Source organism: Streptomyces sp. CRCS-T-1, from assembly GCF_024442335.1.
Taxonomy (GTDB): domain Bacteria; phylum Actinomycetota; class Actinomycetes; order Streptomycetales; family Streptomycetaceae; genus Streptomyces; species Streptomyces koelreuteriae.
The window spans coordinates 2,373,975-2,387,442 of record NZ_CP101651.1 but is presented as its reverse complement, the minus strand read 5'-3'; the positions used below and the strand labels follow the sequence as shown (position 1 = coordinate 2,387,442).

Annotated in this window: 11 protein-coding genes; 10 read left to right on the top strand and 1 reads right to left on the bottom strand. The window is 73.2% G+C overall.

Features of this window, described 5'->3' with window-relative positions; all coding sequences use genetic code 11:
• Positions 1-140 precede the first annotated feature (140 nt).
• A complete protein-coding gene (locus NNW99_RS10435) occupies positions 141-833 on the top strand; it encodes a FadR/GntR family transcriptional regulator (protein ID WP_215118421.1) in 693 nt (230 codons plus the stop codon).
• Between the two features lie 34 nt (positions 834-867).
• On the opposite strand, the gene NNW99_RS10430 is transcribed toward NNW99_RS10435, so the two are convergent.
• Positions 868-1,425: a glycoside hydrolase family 25 protein gene (locus NNW99_RS10430; protein ID WP_215118420.1), complete on the bottom strand. Its 558-nt coding sequence runs from the start codon at positions 1,423-1,425 to the stop codon at positions 868-870.
• A gap of 583 nt (positions 1,426-2,008) precedes the next feature.
• Between NNW99_RS10430 and NNW99_RS10425 the strand changes: the two genes are divergently transcribed.
• Genes NNW99_RS10425 through NNW99_RS10385 form a run of 9 tightly spaced genes read left to right on the top strand, consistent with a single transcriptional unit; the run spans position 2,009 to position 13,467 of the window.
• Positions 2,009-3,820, top strand: a complete 1,812-nt coding sequence (locus NNW99_RS10425) for a hypothetical protein (RefSeq protein WP_215118419.1) — start codon at positions 2,009-2,011, stop codon at positions 3,818-3,820.
• A gap of 3 nt (positions 3,821-3,823) precedes the next feature.
• Complete coding sequence (locus NNW99_RS10420; RefSeq protein WP_215118418.1) at positions 3,824-5,041, top strand: acetyl-CoA carboxylase biotin carboxylase subunit family protein; 1,218 nt, start codon at positions 3,824-3,826, stop codon at positions 5,039-5,041.
• On the top strand, positions 5,038-5,823 hold the full coding sequence (locus tag NNW99_RS10415) for a gamma-glutamyl-gamma-aminobutyrate hydrolase family protein (RefSeq protein ID WP_215118417.1): 786 nt from the start codon (positions 5,038-5,040) through the stop codon (positions 5,821-5,823). The genes NNW99_RS10420 and NNW99_RS10415 overlap by 4 nt, the downstream gene beginning before the upstream one ends.
• Entirely contained in the window at positions 5,820-6,680 is an 861-nt protein-coding gene (locus tag NNW99_RS10410; RefSeq protein ID WP_215118416.1) for a hypothetical protein, read from the top strand. The genes NNW99_RS10415 and NNW99_RS10410 overlap by 4 nt, the downstream gene beginning before the upstream one ends.
• The gene (locus NNW99_RS10405; RefSeq protein WP_215118415.1) at positions 6,677-7,744 is read left to right on the top strand and encodes a hypothetical protein; all 1,068 of its coding nucleotides are present in this window, start codon (positions 6,677-6,679) and stop codon (positions 7,742-7,744) included. The genes NNW99_RS10410 and NNW99_RS10405 overlap by 4 nt, the downstream gene beginning before the upstream one ends.
• Complete coding sequence (locus tag NNW99_RS10400; protein ID WP_215118414.1) at positions 7,741-8,409, top strand: hypothetical protein; 669 nt, start codon at positions 7,741-7,743, stop codon at positions 8,407-8,409. The genes NNW99_RS10405 and NNW99_RS10400 overlap by 4 nt, the downstream gene beginning before the upstream one ends.
• A complete protein-coding gene (locus NNW99_RS10395; protein ID WP_215118413.1) occupies positions 8,406-9,704 on the top strand; it encodes an MFS transporter in 1,299 nt (432 codons plus the stop codon). Before NNW99_RS10400 ends, NNW99_RS10395 begins: the two co-directional genes overlap by 4 nt.
• Entirely contained in the window at positions 9,701-12,196 is a 2,496-nt protein-coding gene (locus NNW99_RS10390; RefSeq protein WP_215118412.1) for an ATP-grasp domain-containing protein, read from the top strand. Before NNW99_RS10395 ends, NNW99_RS10390 begins: the two co-directional genes overlap by 4 nt.
• Positions 12,197-12,198: 2 nt before the next feature.
• Positions 12,199-13,467, top strand: a complete 1,269-nt coding sequence (locus NNW99_RS10385; protein WP_215118411.1) for an ATP-grasp domain-containing protein — start codon at positions 12,199-12,201, stop codon at positions 13,465-13,467.
• Position 13,468 lies beyond the last annotated feature (1 nt).

Genomic DNA, 13,468 nt, shown 5'->3' with positions numbered 1-13,468 from the left:
TCGCGTCAGGCCCCGCCGCGGCAGCCGAGAAGAAGGAGACCGCGGAACGTCATACGCCGTACGCTAGCCACTCCTCAGCTCCTCAGACAAGTGAATCCCCGCTAGAATCCTTCCACTCCTCAGACAAGTTGGTGAAACACATGCCGCTCGGCGCCGTCCGCCCCAGCCCCCTGGTAGAGCAGGCCGCCGCCCGGCTGCGCGAGCAGATCACCGGCGGCCACTGGCCGGTCGGCACCAAGCTCCCCGGCGAGACGACCCTCGCGAAGGAACTGGGCGTGGGCCGCTCCACCGTCCGCGAGGCGCTGCGCGCCCTGGCCGGAGCCGGGCTGGTGCAGCCGCGCCAGGGCGCCGGCGTCTTCGTCCTCGCGACCGAGCCGGTCGAGGACTGGCCCACCCGACTGCGCCGGGCCGCCGTGACCGATGTCTACGAGGTCCGTATGGCGGTCGAGGTCCACGCCGCCCGGCTCGCCGCACGCCGCCGCACCCCCGACGACATCACGGCACTGCGCGCCGCGCTGGAGGGCCGCCGGGCCGCCTCCACCGCCGACGACGCGGCCTTCGTCGACGCGGACATCGCCTTCCACGCCTCCGTGGTCGCCGCCGCCCGCAACCCGGTGCTCGCGGACCTCTTCACCGAGATCACCCCCGTCCTGCGCGAGGGCCTGATCGAACTCCTCACCCTGACCGGCCTGCGCGCCCACGACCCGAACACCGCCGACGACGCCCACGAGGCGCTCGTCCGGGCGGTGGAGGACGGGGACGCGGAGGCGGCGGCGGAGGTGCTGCGCGGGGAGTTGGAGGACCCGTTTGCACCCGTGGGCAAGCCGGAATAGCCCGACCGCACCGGCGGTCGAGCCCTCCGTTCGGTCAGGCGCTCTCCGCCCATCTCCGCAACGCGGCCTTGCTCTCGAAGTCGGCCACGTTCTTGTCCAGCGGGTCGTCCGTGTACTGGTGGAAGCGCCACTTCGCCTTGATGCGGGGCTTGCCCGCGGAGACGTAGTCGGCGATCCAGAGGCCGTCGCCCGCGTAGGAGGTCTTGTCGACCGTGAGCCAGAAGTGCCGGTTGCAGTAGAGCACCACCTGGTTCTCCGGCCGGAGGTCCTTCAGCTTGCGGATGAAGAGGTCCTTCTCCGCGTTGCTCGCGTGTGTTCCGTTGCTGGTCGTCTCCCAGTCGACGGCGAGGATGTCGCCCGGGCGGTCCGGGGCCTTGCCGACGAAGTACTCGGCCTGGGCCGTCAGGTTGCCGGGCCACAGGAAGTGGTAGAAGCCGACGACCAGCCCGGCGTCACGCGCCCGCTTCGTCTGGGCGGCCAGCTTCGGGTTGACGTAGGAACGCCCCTCGGTCGCCTTGACGAAGACGAAGGAGAGGCCGTCGGTGCCGTAGGAGGAGGACTGGTACGCACTCACGTCGATGCCGCGCAGCATGGGGGGCTCCCTGAAGTGCTGGTGGGGGAGGGGAGTTGGTGCTCACCACCATGGCACGTCCCGCTGCGGACTGACGTGGCAATGTCAACTTCGGTGGGCGGCCGGATGCGCGCCGGGCCGGAGGGGCGATCGATGCGACCACATGGTGGACACTCGAAAACATTTCCATCAGCGGTGGTTGGCGGCCCGTGACCGGGGTGTCACCGCCGGTTCACCTGGGTTTCTCCCACTCAGGAGCCGTCCGGCGGGGCCGAGTTGGGGCGCATGAGGCACCCCTTTCTCCGCCGGCGATGGTTGCCCGCGGATGTCGCCGAGGTTAAGGTCTGCTCGCACAGCGGATTCCCGAGAAAGTCCGGGCCGCTGTCGCCGGAGTCGCAACGGGGCTTTTCCGGCATCGCAGGGGGAGGACCACCGGCGTTCGCTTCCCTTCCGCCAGGGGTATCGCAGTGCGTGGCCGATCGGCCGTATTCGCACGGCTCTTCACGCTTTTCAATTCGCGTTCCGTACGGGCATGTGAGCGTTCGCCGAAGAACGCCTCGCTCGCATGCCTCACAGGCACGCCTTCCATCGGGGGAAACGCGCAATGGGGCTTTTACGTACCGAGGGCTTCGACAAACTCCTGGAGACGGTCGCCTCGGAAGCCGTGGCGCACAAGGCCGCCGGCCCCGCCGTCAGACATCTCGCCACGATCGGCGAACGGCTCGCGCCCGAGGTGGCGCTCGGCGCGCTGAGACCGGGCGAACGCCATCTGCTCGACGCGGCCGAAACCGCCCGCGCCACCGTCGCCCCGGCCCCCGCGGACCAAGACCACACGGACCAGGATCACGCGGACGGGTACCGCTTCGGCCAGCTCAAGGCCGGCAAGGTCTGCATCCTGGGCCCCGGCGAGACGGGCGAGCCGGGCCTGCGCGTCATCGCCCTCATCGACTGGCCCGACGGGGCCCCGGAGGGGCTCGAAGCCGAACGCGCCCGCCTCGCCGCACGCGAGGCCGCGGAGATCGAGTCCTGCCGCCTCTGGCTCCAGGGCCAGGGCGAAGAACACGCCGCACAGCTCGTGGCCCGGCTGCGCTTCCTGTTCCGGCACGTCGGGCCGATACGCCTCTACATCGGGGATGCCTGTTACACGAACCTGGGCCGCGAGGGCAATCTCGTCGGCAAGTCCGTGGGCCCGGAGTCCGACCGTTGCCGGATGAAGGTACTTTCCGAAACGCCCCTGGGTGAGTGGAGCGCGGCAGACGCCTGCTTCGTCGTCTGCATGTCGGCGCTGATTTCCTCCGGCACCCCTTCCCGCACCGAGGAGTTCAGCGGTACGCAGCTCATTCCGAGCAGGCTCACGGCATTCCTCGAGGGTCGCGTTCTCGCGTACGACGGAGACATTCCCGACATCGCGGATTCCGCCTCGCCGATCGGCAGGCTTTTCGAACTCGCGGATCTCGCCCGGGAACTGAGGGCGCGGAAACTGGAGTCCGGAGCGGTGGTGTACCGCACGGTCCAGTCGATGACCATCAACAAGAAGGAACACTTCTTCGCCACCGCGGTGACCGGCGCCGACGTGCCGGAGGAGTTCCTCGACACGCTCTCCGGCTTTGTGCCCTCCGCGCCAGACGCCGTCCGCGGCGGTGCGCTGGAAGTGGACTGGCAGCCGCTCCTCGACGGCGACCCACGGCCCTCGCGGCCCGGGTTCGGCAGCCGCTTCGAGGAAGTGCTGCACGAACTCGTCGGCGCCGCAGGGGCCGGCACCGGGTCCGACGTCAGCATGTCCCGCGGCCCCCGCGACACCCTCCGGCTCAGCATGCTGCTGGCCGAGGGCAGCATCGAGCCCGGCCACTGGAAGACCGGCGAGTACTACTGCTGCGTCGTACCCGGTGAGGGCTTTCGCCGCCGGCTCATCGACGCGGGGGCGGCCGCCGAGGTGCCTCAGGTGGTGCGCGCCATCGCGGCCCGTATGCGCTGGAACGGCTGGCACTTCATGCCCCATGCCGCCGCCGTCACGGACGACGAGAGCCTCGCCGAACGCGACTGGTTCTTCGCCCCGTCCATGCCCGACATGACGGAGTGGACCTCGCACCACCACCAGGGACACGTGGCGAACGGTGTGCGGCACGCCATCCGTGTCCCCTTCGGCATCACCCTCGCCGGCGCGCACCGGCCCGGCGTGCACGACCTGCGGCTGATGCGCAGCGAGGGCGATGTCTACACCCCGCGCGACCTGCGCGCGGCGATCGCGATGGGCGAGATCCTGCGCGGCCTCTACCAGGAACGCGCCCTGCGACTGGAGAAACGGGCGGAGACCGCCGTGGTCGACGACTTCACCAACACCTGGTACCAGCACCGCTACGGTACCGAGGCCCCTCGGGGCGCACAGGCCACGACGGCGAACGAGAACGGTGTCTGACAGATGACCACAGCCCACACCCCCGCGGCGAACCCGACGACGGCGGACCACGACGACGAGGCCGGCAGCGGCACGGTGCTCTACCTCGGCCTGCGACGCTCCCCCCTGGAATGGCGCGCCGAACTCGACGCCGCCGCGGCCCGGGGACTGAGCGTCCATGTCGCGTCCGACGCCGACGTCTCCCACACCGGGCTCCCCGGTCACCGGCTCGGCTCCTTCGACCGCGGCGCCCCGCTCCCGGAACAGGCCGCTCAGGCCTCGCCCGGCCGGGCCCCCGCCGCCGTCGCCTGCTGGGGTGACAAGTACGTCGGTCTGACCGCGCTGCTCGCCGAGCGCTTCGGGGTGCGCGGCATCGGCACCACCGCCGCGGACGTCGTGACGGACAAGGCCGCCCAGCGCCGGGCCATGGAACCGTACGGGCTCAACCCGCCGTGGCGGGCGGGCCGGACGGCCGACGATCTGCGGACCATCGCCGCGGAGCTGGGCGCCGCCGGGAAGCCCCTGGTGTTCAAGCCCGCCCACTGCTCCGGCGGCCGCGGCATGGCGCTGATCACCGAGGACACCGGCCTGGACGAGGTGTTCGCGCTCACGTCCGCCAACTACTCCAAGACCAGCGACTTCCTCGTCGAGGAGTACGTGGACGGCTCCGAGCACTCCGTCTCCGGCGTCGTCTCCGAGGGCACGGTGCGGATCCTCGGCGTCACCGACAAGAGCGTCGACGGGCCGCTGTCCCCGTCGTGGGCCACGGCCGTCCCCTCAGCCCTGACGGAGACGGAGGTCAAGGACCTCAAGCGGGCCGCCGAGCAGGCCGTGATCGCCGTCGGCCTCGGGACCGGCGGGTTCCACGTCGATCTGCGCCTCGGCTCCGGCGGCCCCGTCGTCCTGGAGGTCGGCGGACGGCTCGGCGGCGACCTGATCAACTCCCACCTCATCCCCTGTGCGCATCAGGACGCGGTCCGGCCCTACGAGGCGCTGCTCGCCCTGCTCGTCGACGGCGAACTGCCGGACGAGACCCCCGATCCGGCACGCGGTGCCGCGATGGTGCTGCTGCCCACGTCGGGGCGCCCGGCCGCCGAGGTGGCCGAGGCCGCGCTCACCCACCCGCGGGTCGTCCTCGCCGAGGACTGGCCCGGCACGGACACCGTCGTGGCCCTCGTCGTCACCGACGACCCGGCCGGACTGCCCGCCGCCGTCGCGGACGTACGCGAGTCGGCCCGGTGACCGGCGGCCCGCCGCACCTCCCGCTGGTCGGAGTCCTCGCCTGCCAAAAGGAACGGGCCAACGGCACCACGTACTCCCGGGTCAACGACCATCTGACCGAGCCGCTCCTGGACCACGCGGGCGTGGCCGCCGTCCTGATCCACACCGTGCGCCCCGAGCACGCCCGCAGTGTCCTGGCCCGCCTGGACGGGCTGGTGCTGCCCGGCAGCGGCTCGTTCGTCCACCCGGCCCGCTACGGCGGCCGGGAGGCCGACGCCGTGTCCGGCAGGGAGTACGACCCGGCCCGGGACGAGACCGCGGCCGCGCTGCTGCGGGCCGCCGACGAGATGCCCGGCCTGCCCGTGCTCGCCAGCTGCCGCGGCATGCAGGAGCTGGCCGTGCACCACGGCGGCACCCTCGCCCAGGTGCCGCCCTCGGAGGTCAAGCACCGGCTGCGGGCCGGAGTGGACGGGCCCGACCGGTGGGCGCCGGCCCACACGGTGGCCGTGCGGCCGGGAGGTCTCCTCGCGGAGCTGGCGGGCCCCGCACCGGACCCGGCCGCCGTGCCGGTCAACTCGCAGCACAGCGACCGGCTGGACAAGATCCCCGGCGAGGTCTTCGTCGAGGCCGTGGCCCCGGACGGGACCGTCGAGGCGATCAGCGTCGGCGCGCCGGACCGCTTCGTCCTCGGGGTGCAGTGGCACTTCGAGCACCACACCGACCGATCAGTTCTGGACCGCGCGGTCCTGGCAGCGTTCGGCAGCCGCTGCCGGTCCCGGATGACGTCGAGGAAGCCGCAGTGAACGCATCAGGAAGCCCGACCGCCTCCGTGCAAGGGGAGGGCGAGCGGACCGTCGATCTCGAGGCGCTCGCCGTCACCGCCCTCGCGGCGGCCGGCGGCAGTGGCGAGGAACTGCTGTTCCTCGCCGGCTCCACGACCGACGGCCTCGCCAACCGCAACTCCGACCTCGACCTGTATGTCGTCGGCGACCTGCGGGTCACCGGATCGGAGACAGCGGCCCGGCGGGGCGAGCGCACCGCGACCGTGGCGTACCACGAGGGCCGGGAGGTCAACGTCGCCGTCCTCGATCCGGCCGCTCTCGGCAGTCTGCGGGAGGCCTTCGGCGCCAGCGTGGCGAGTCTGTCGGGGGAGAAGGGCATCGCCCAGCTCGTCGACGAGGACAATCTCAAGATCCTGCACCGTGTCCGCACCGGCCGCGCCCTGCGGCGCCCCGACCGGCTGCGGGAGCTGCGCGAGGAACTGGGCACCGATGACCTGCCCCGCTATCTGCTGAACGTCGCCGCCGTCGCCGCCGTCAACCGGCTCACCGACGTGTCGGGCGAACTGGCCGACGGACACGCCGACTCGGCCGCGTGGATGTACCGAGAGGCTCTCGTGCACACCGGCCAGTGCGCGCTCGCCGCCGCGGGCGTGACCGTTCCCTCGGTCAAGTGGCTCGTCCGGCTGCTCCAGCGGGAGGCGGCCCGCCACGTCGACGGCGGCTGTGCCGCGCACGTCGCCCGGCACCTGCTCGCCCCGCCCTCCGACACCGCCGCCGCGGTGGCACGGACCCGGGCCGAGCTCGCCGCCGTCATCGACGCGGCAGGCGACCTGGCGGGCCCGTACGTCCGCACCGTGGCCCGACCGAAGCTGGGATGACGCCGATGCCCCTCGTCGACCATGACGACCTGAGCGAAACCGCCCGTGGTGAGGGTGACGTCCGAGTCGTCGGCATCCCGGCGGAGACCGTCGCACCTCGGACCGGGCGCGGGTTCACGCCCGTCGAGCTGTACGACCTGCCCGACGCGCTGATACCCCGCGAGCCCCGGCTGGGCGGCGCGTGTGTCCCCGTCCCCGCCGACCGGCTCGCGTCCCTCGCCCGGTCCGGGCCCGTCGTCCTCGGGCTGCAGCCCGGCTTCGCCCACACCGACGGCTTCCTCGCGTCGCTCCTGAAGGAACTGCGCGCGCTGCTGCACCTGCCGGACGGCCATTCTTGCGTCCTCGTCCCCGCCCCGCCGCACGCCGTGGCCCGGCTGATCGCCGAGGAGAAGTGGGCCCGGGCCCACGACGCCGTCCCCCGGCCGGTCGACGGGGGCGAGCGGCCGACCGGGTCCCCCGGCAGCGGGGGATGGGCCGCCGCGGACCTCTCGCGCACGACCTGGCCGCTCGACGACAGCCTCCTCGGCGCACTGGACGTCGCCTGCTTCTGCCCCAGTTGGCTCTTCGGTGTCGTGCCCGGCTCCACCGTCCTCACCCTGTCCCCCCGGGCCGCCGCGGCCGCCCGGGCGGAGGAGGGCGGCGGACCCTTCAGCGTCCGCGCCCTGCTGGACGCGGACGCGCCCGGTGCCCCGCGCCCCAGCGCCTCGGACCTGATGATGCTCGCCCACGGGGTGCGCACGCTCGCCGAGTCGCACCCCGAGTGCCTGGAGAGCGAGATCGAGGCCCGCATGGAGTTGCTGCGCGCCCACACGGCCGGCCGCTCCTGGCTCGCCGGCCCGCCGCGGCGGCCGGGACGCGACCTCGCCGCCGTGCTGCCCACCGCCCTCGCACCGGCCGCCGTGCGCGATGTGACGGAGTTCCTGGCGACCTGGGCCCTGGCCTACGGGCTCGCGGACCCCGCGCTGCCGGGCGCGTTGCGGATCGGCCTGTACCGCACCGTCACCGACGACGACCTCGTCCGCCTGCTCGGACTGCTCGACCTGCTTCTGGGGGAGGCCCGATGAGCGCGGGCGCGTTGCTCATTCTGAAACCCGACATCCTCGCCGGCCCCTACGCGCGGTGCCCTGCCGCGGCGGCCAGGGACGCGGTGCGCGGACTCCTGCGCGTGTACGAGCCCGCCACCGCCCAGGCCTTCGAGGTCGACACCTCCGCGCAGGCCGTCGCCTGGGCGCTGGCCAACATCGAACGCAAGGTGCGCGCCCGGGACTGGTACGTCCGCACCCTCCACGCCCCCGGCCCGCGGCTCGCCGCGCTGCGGAACCTGCTCTCCGGGCCGGTCCTCGCCCCCCGCGAGGACGGATCCGTCCGCACGTCCGACCTGGTGCTGGGCATCGCGGACGCGTTCGGCTTCACGGTCGCCGACCGCCGGCGCACCCGGTGCACCCAGCGCGACTTCCTCGGCCTGTACGCGGACAACACCCACTTCACCCGGCTCGCCGGCAGCCTGCGCGGCTACCTGGTGGACCAGGAGGTGGAGCTGTACCGCTACGCGGGCGAGGAGGAGCTGTCGACCCTGCACATCGCCAAGGAGATGGTGCGCCGGGTCGTCCGCTACCCCACCACGCACTACGACGCGGTGGAGAACCTGCTGCACGTCTCGGATCCGGGCGCACGGGACTGGACGTACTTCCTGAACACGGCCTTCACGCAACGGGACACGGCCGCGTGAGCGGGGGGCAGGGCTCCGCGCGGCGCCTCACCGCGGCCGACGTGCTGATCCTCGTCAACGGCGTGTCGGCGTTCGGCTCCGGTCTGGTGTACCCGTACACCGCGCTCTACCTGTCGGACCTGCCCGCCATGGGCACGGCCGGCGTCAGCGTCTTCTACGGGGCCGCAGCCGCGGCGAACCTCGCGACCTCGGGTGTCCTCGCGACCGGCCGGCTCGCACCGAGGCCCGCGCTGCTCGGGCTCGCGGGCACGCTGATGCTCGCCGTGGGGTTCGCGGGCGCCGCCGTCGCGGGCTCCCTGGCCTTCCTGTGCGCGGCCGTCCTGTTCATCGGCTGCGGTCAGGGCTGCCTGCTGGTGGCCATGGTGCCGGTGCTCAACTCCCTGACGCCGCAGGAGGAGCGACGCTCGGTCTTCGCCCGCCGCTACCGGGCGATCAACGTCGGCCTCGGACTCGGCGCCGTCGTCGCCGGCCTGACCACGGGCATCCTCACCACCTCGGCCGTGCCGTGGCTGTTCGTCTGCAACGCGGCGAGCTATCTGCCGCTGGCCTACGTCTTCCACCGGGTCCGGGCACGGGAGCGCGACGACGCGGCCCGAACCGCGGACGCCGAGCGCCCGACCGGCCCCGAGGACAAGAGGCGTGACACCGTCGGGCGCTGGAAGTGGCTCGGCGTGGCCGGCACGCTCGCCGTCCTGTTCCAGCTCGGCGCCTACCTCTTCGGGCACAGCCAGTTCGAGGCGACCGCGCCGCTCGTCGCCGTCCGGCTGATGGGCATCGGCCTCGGCACCGTCTCGGGCCTGCTGCTCGTGAACACCCTGGTGGTGGCGCTCGGGCAGACCTGGGTGACCCGCGTGCTGAGCAGCCGTGACGAGGCGTACGGACTCCGGGCCGCCGTCGTGCTGTGGGCCGCGGCGTACGGCCTGGCCGCGGCCTCGGCGTTCGGCCCGCTGCCCGTGCGCTACGCCGGACTCCTGCTCTTCGCCGTCGTCTTCGCGCTCGGCGAGTGCGCCTACTCCTGCTCGTTCCACCCGTGGCTGATCGACTCGGTGGGCCCGAAGGACGTCACCCGCGTCTCCGCGCTGGCCGCGGGCGCGATGGGCGTCGGCACGGCCGCGGGGCCCTCCGTCGGCGTCGCCCTGACCCTCACCGGCGAGGCCACCGCCGTCTGGCTGAGCCTCGCCTCGCTCTGCCTGCTGCTGCTCCTGGCCGTCGGCCGGAGGCGCGCGGCGGCGCCGGAACCCGCCGCCGGCACACCCGAACCGACACCCGCGTCACACACAGGGGACACGACATGACGGACACACTGCTGCTGGTCGGCGCGGGCATCATGGGACGGGGCTACGTCGACGCCGCCCACGACCTCGGCCTGCGCACCGTCCTGCTCGACGACGAGGCCTGGCGCGAGCACCACGAGAGCCGCGTCGCGCACTTCGCCACCCCCTCGGGCGGCACCGAGACGGACTGGCTCCAGGGCGCGCTGAGCCTGGCGGACCGGCACCGCCCCCAGGGTGTCGTGCCCTTCGCCGAACAGCACGTGCTGGCCGCGGCCCGGGTGCAGGAGCGGCTCGGACTGCCCGGCCCTTCCCTCGCCGCCGCCGAGGCCAGCCGCAACAAGGCGGTCCAGCGCGCCCTGTTCGCGCACGCCGGACTTCCCCAGCCCGAGCACACCGTCGTCGACGACGCCGACCGGGCCGCCGAGTGGAGCCGTGGCCGCTACCCGGTCGTCGTCAAGCCGCTGCGCGGCATGGGCAGCGTCGGCGTGCACTGTGTCGCGGACGAGGACGAACTGCGCGCCGACCTGGACCGCCGGGACGTGGGCGGGCTGGTGCTGATCGAGGAGTACCTCGACGCCCCCGAGTACAGCTGGGAAGGACTGGTCCGGGACGGCGAGGTGATCTTCGGCAACCACACCCGCAAGGTGACCACCGGACCGCCCGAGTTCGTCGAACTCCAGCACCAACTGCCGTACGTTCCCGCCGATCGTGACCGCGCCGACGCCCAGACCGCCGCACTCGTGGCCGCCGCCGGCATCCGCACCGGCATCGTGCACCTGGAGTACCGCGACGACGGCAGCGCGCTGCGGCCGATGGAGTTCGCCGTACGCACCCCCGGCGACCACATCATGGAACTGATGTGCCGGGCGTACGGGCACGACTTCTTCCGCAGCGTCATCGAGCTGTCACTCGGCCGGGCCGTGAGCCTCCCGGCCGGGCGCCCCCGCACCGCGGGCGTACTGTTCCTGCCCGCACCGAGCCCGGGCCGCATCGCGTCCGTGGACGGCACCGGGGAAGCGGCGAAACGCCCCGAGGTGGTCAGGGTCGGGCAGAAGAAGCACGCCGGGGACCTCGTCGCCGGTCTGCACTCGTCCGGCGACCGGGTCGCCCATGTGCTGCTCCTCGCCGACGGCCCCGCGGAGGTGGACGCCGCCGCCGACCTCGTCCGCGGGCAGATCCGGATCCGCATGGAACCCGGCACCGCCGCCCCGGCACCACACCCCGCCCCGGAAGCCGAACCCCCCGCCCTCGCCGAGGACGGGCCCACCGTCGTGCTCTGCAAGTGGCGCCCCGACATGGTCCGGGCGCTGCTCGCCGCCACCCCGCACCTCCACCTGGTCCTCGACGAGGCCGAGGCGGACCGCGCCGCCGCGTCCCCCGAACTGCTCGGCGCGGCCCGCGCCGTCTACCGCGTCGGCAGCACCGACTCGGTCGAGGAGATGACCGGCGTCGCCGTCGACCTCACGGTGCGCGGTGTCCGGGTCGACCAGGTGCTCTGCTTCTCCGAGGACGGCCAGCTCGGCGCCGCCCAGCTGCGCGGCCTGCTCGACCGCACCGCGGCGAGCGCGGCGATGCAGGCGGCCGTCCGTGACAAGCGGCTGATGAAACACCTCGTGGCCGGTGCCGGAGTCCCCGTCACCCCGTGGGCCTCCCTGCCCGTCGGCGTGACCTTCGCCGACGGCGATCCCCTGCCCGACGTGGGGTTCCCGGCCGTGGTGAAACCGGCGTTCGGCTTCGGCACCATGAGCACCGTCCGGGTCGAGAGCGCGAGGGAGATCGCCGCCGTCCTGCGCGACCTGCCGAAGCCCGAGCGGCTCAGCTCCGGGCACCTCGTCGTCGAACGCTTCGTGCACGGCCGCGAACTGCACATCGACGCGCTCTGGTCGGCGGGCAAACCGCTCTTCCTGACCGTGAGCGCGTACTACGCGCCCCGGCTCGACCACGTCCCGGCGCGCGACGAGCACGAGACCCCGCGCTCCCGGGACGGCTCGTACATCCTCCCCAGGGAGGACCACCCCGAGCTCTACGAACGCCTCCTCGGCATGCACACCAGCGTCAACGAGGCCCTGGGAATCGAGACCGCCGTGACCCACATGGAGGTGTTCGAGACCCCCTCGGGCGACCTGGTCTTCTCCGAGATCGCCACCCGCATCGGCGGCGGCTGGGTCCCCGACATGCTCTCCGCGGGCCTCGGGCACAGCGTGTACGACACCGTCGCCACCGGCCTTCTGTACGGTCGCACGGCGGATGCGACGCCCCCGCGCCGCCACATCGGGGCGCTGCACCTGCGCCCGCCGCGCGCCGGGACCATCACGGCGATGCCGACGGACCGTCAGATGCGGGCGGTCGACGGTGTGCTCGGCTGGCGCCGCTCCAAGAGCACCGGCGACACCTTCGGCGTCTCGCACGCCATGGACTGGTGCCTGCTCGTCGTCCTGGGGGCGGACACGGCCGAGGAGTTCGAGGCGCTCCTCGACCGCGTCGAGTCCGAGTTCGTCATCGAGGTGGAGTGACCGTGCCCGAGCCCGCCCCGCGCCCCGTCGTCGTCTTCGTCGGGCTGCGCAAGAACCCGCTCGAACACCGCCCCGCCCTGGAGGCCGCCCACCGGTGCGGCTTCTCCGTGGCACTCCTCGCGGGCAAGCCCCCCGCCGGACTGCCGGGCGCCCTGCTCGCCGAGGTACGCGCGGTCGATCCGCACGACACCGAGGCTTTCGACGCGGCCGTGGACGCCGTCGCCACCGCGCACACCGTCGCCGGTGTCGTCGCCTGGGGGGACGCGGGCGTCGAACCGGCGGCCCGCGCCGCCCGGCGCCTCGGCCTGCCCGGCATCGCCCCCGCCGCGGCCCGCCTCGCCCGCAACAAGTACCTCATGCGCCAGGCCCTCGCGGACCGGCCGCACCTCATCCCCCGCTTCGCCCGGGTACGGACCTGGCGGGACGCCGTGCGGTCGCTGGCGGACATCGGGCTCCCGGCGGTGCTGAAGCCGGCCGCCGGCAGCGGCAGCAAGGGCATCTTCCTGCTGCGGGACGAACAGGAACTGCGGCCCGCCTTCGACGAGTTGACGCGCCTGACCGGCGCGGACGGCGACGGCATCTTCCGCCACGACCGCGGCGAGCTGATCCTCGAGGAGCTGCTGCGCGGCAGTGAGCACAGCGTCGAGGGCTTCGTGCACCGGGGCGAGGTGACCGTCTGCGGAATCACCGACAAGACGACCACCGAGCCGTTCCGCCTGGAACTCGCCCATCTGCATCCCAGCGCCCTGCCCGGCGCCGCGCGCTCGGCCGTGCACGCGCTCACCCGCGAGACCGTCCTCGCCCTCGGCTTCGACGACTGCGCCTTCCACCTGGAGTGCATGTACGACCCGGGGACGGGCGCCCGCCTGATCGAGGTCGCGGCCCGGGCCGGCGGCGACTTCATCGGCTCCCACCTCGTGGGCCTGGCGACCGGGGTCCCCTTCCACGAGAACGTGATCCGGGTCGCCACCGGACAGGCTCCGCGCCTGCCCGACCAGCCGCCCCTGCACGCGGGCCTGCGGAAGATCACGGCCCCGGCGGCGGGCGAACTCGTCCGGATCGACGGCCTCGACACCGCGCTGGGCGTCCCCGGTGTCCAGCACCTCGTGCTCGACCGGAGCCCGGGCACGACCATCAGGCTGCCGCCCGAGCACTTCTCCTCCAGCCTGCTCGGCGCGGTGATCGCCACCGGAGAGACCGGCGAGGCCGTCCGGGGCACCCTGGAGGCGGCGGCGAAGGCACTACGGGCGGAGATCGCCCCGCCCTCGTGAC

Excerpts from the sequence above, each read along its gene's own strand:
- NNW99_RS10405 (WP_215118415.1), top strand. The coding sequence starts at position 6,677 with ATGACGCCGATGCCCCTCGTCGACCATGACGACCTGAGCGAAACCGCC.
- NNW99_RS10425 (WP_215118419.1), top strand. The coding sequence starts at position 2,009 with ATGGGGCTTTTACGTACCGAGGGCTTCGACAAACTCCTGGAGACGGTC.
- NNW99_RS10400 (WP_215118414.1), top strand. The coding sequence starts at position 7,741 with ATGAGCGCGGGCGCGTTGCTCATTCTGAAACCCGACATCCTCGCCGGC.
- NNW99_RS10435 (WP_215118421.1), top strand. The coding sequence starts at position 141 with ATGCCGCTCGGCGCCGTCCGCCCCAGCCCCCTGGTAGAGCAGGCCGCC.
- NNW99_RS10390 (WP_215118412.1), top strand. The coding sequence starts at position 9,701 with ATGACGGACACACTGCTGCTGGTCGGCGCGGGCATCATGGGACGGGGC.
- NNW99_RS10420 (WP_215118418.1), top strand. The coding sequence starts at position 3,824 with ATGACCACAGCCCACACCCCCGCGGCGAACCCGACGACGGCGGACCAC.
- NNW99_RS10430 (WP_215118420.1), bottom strand. The coding sequence starts at position 1,425 with ATGCTGCGCGGCATCGACGTGAGTGCGTACCAGTCCTCCTCCTACGGC.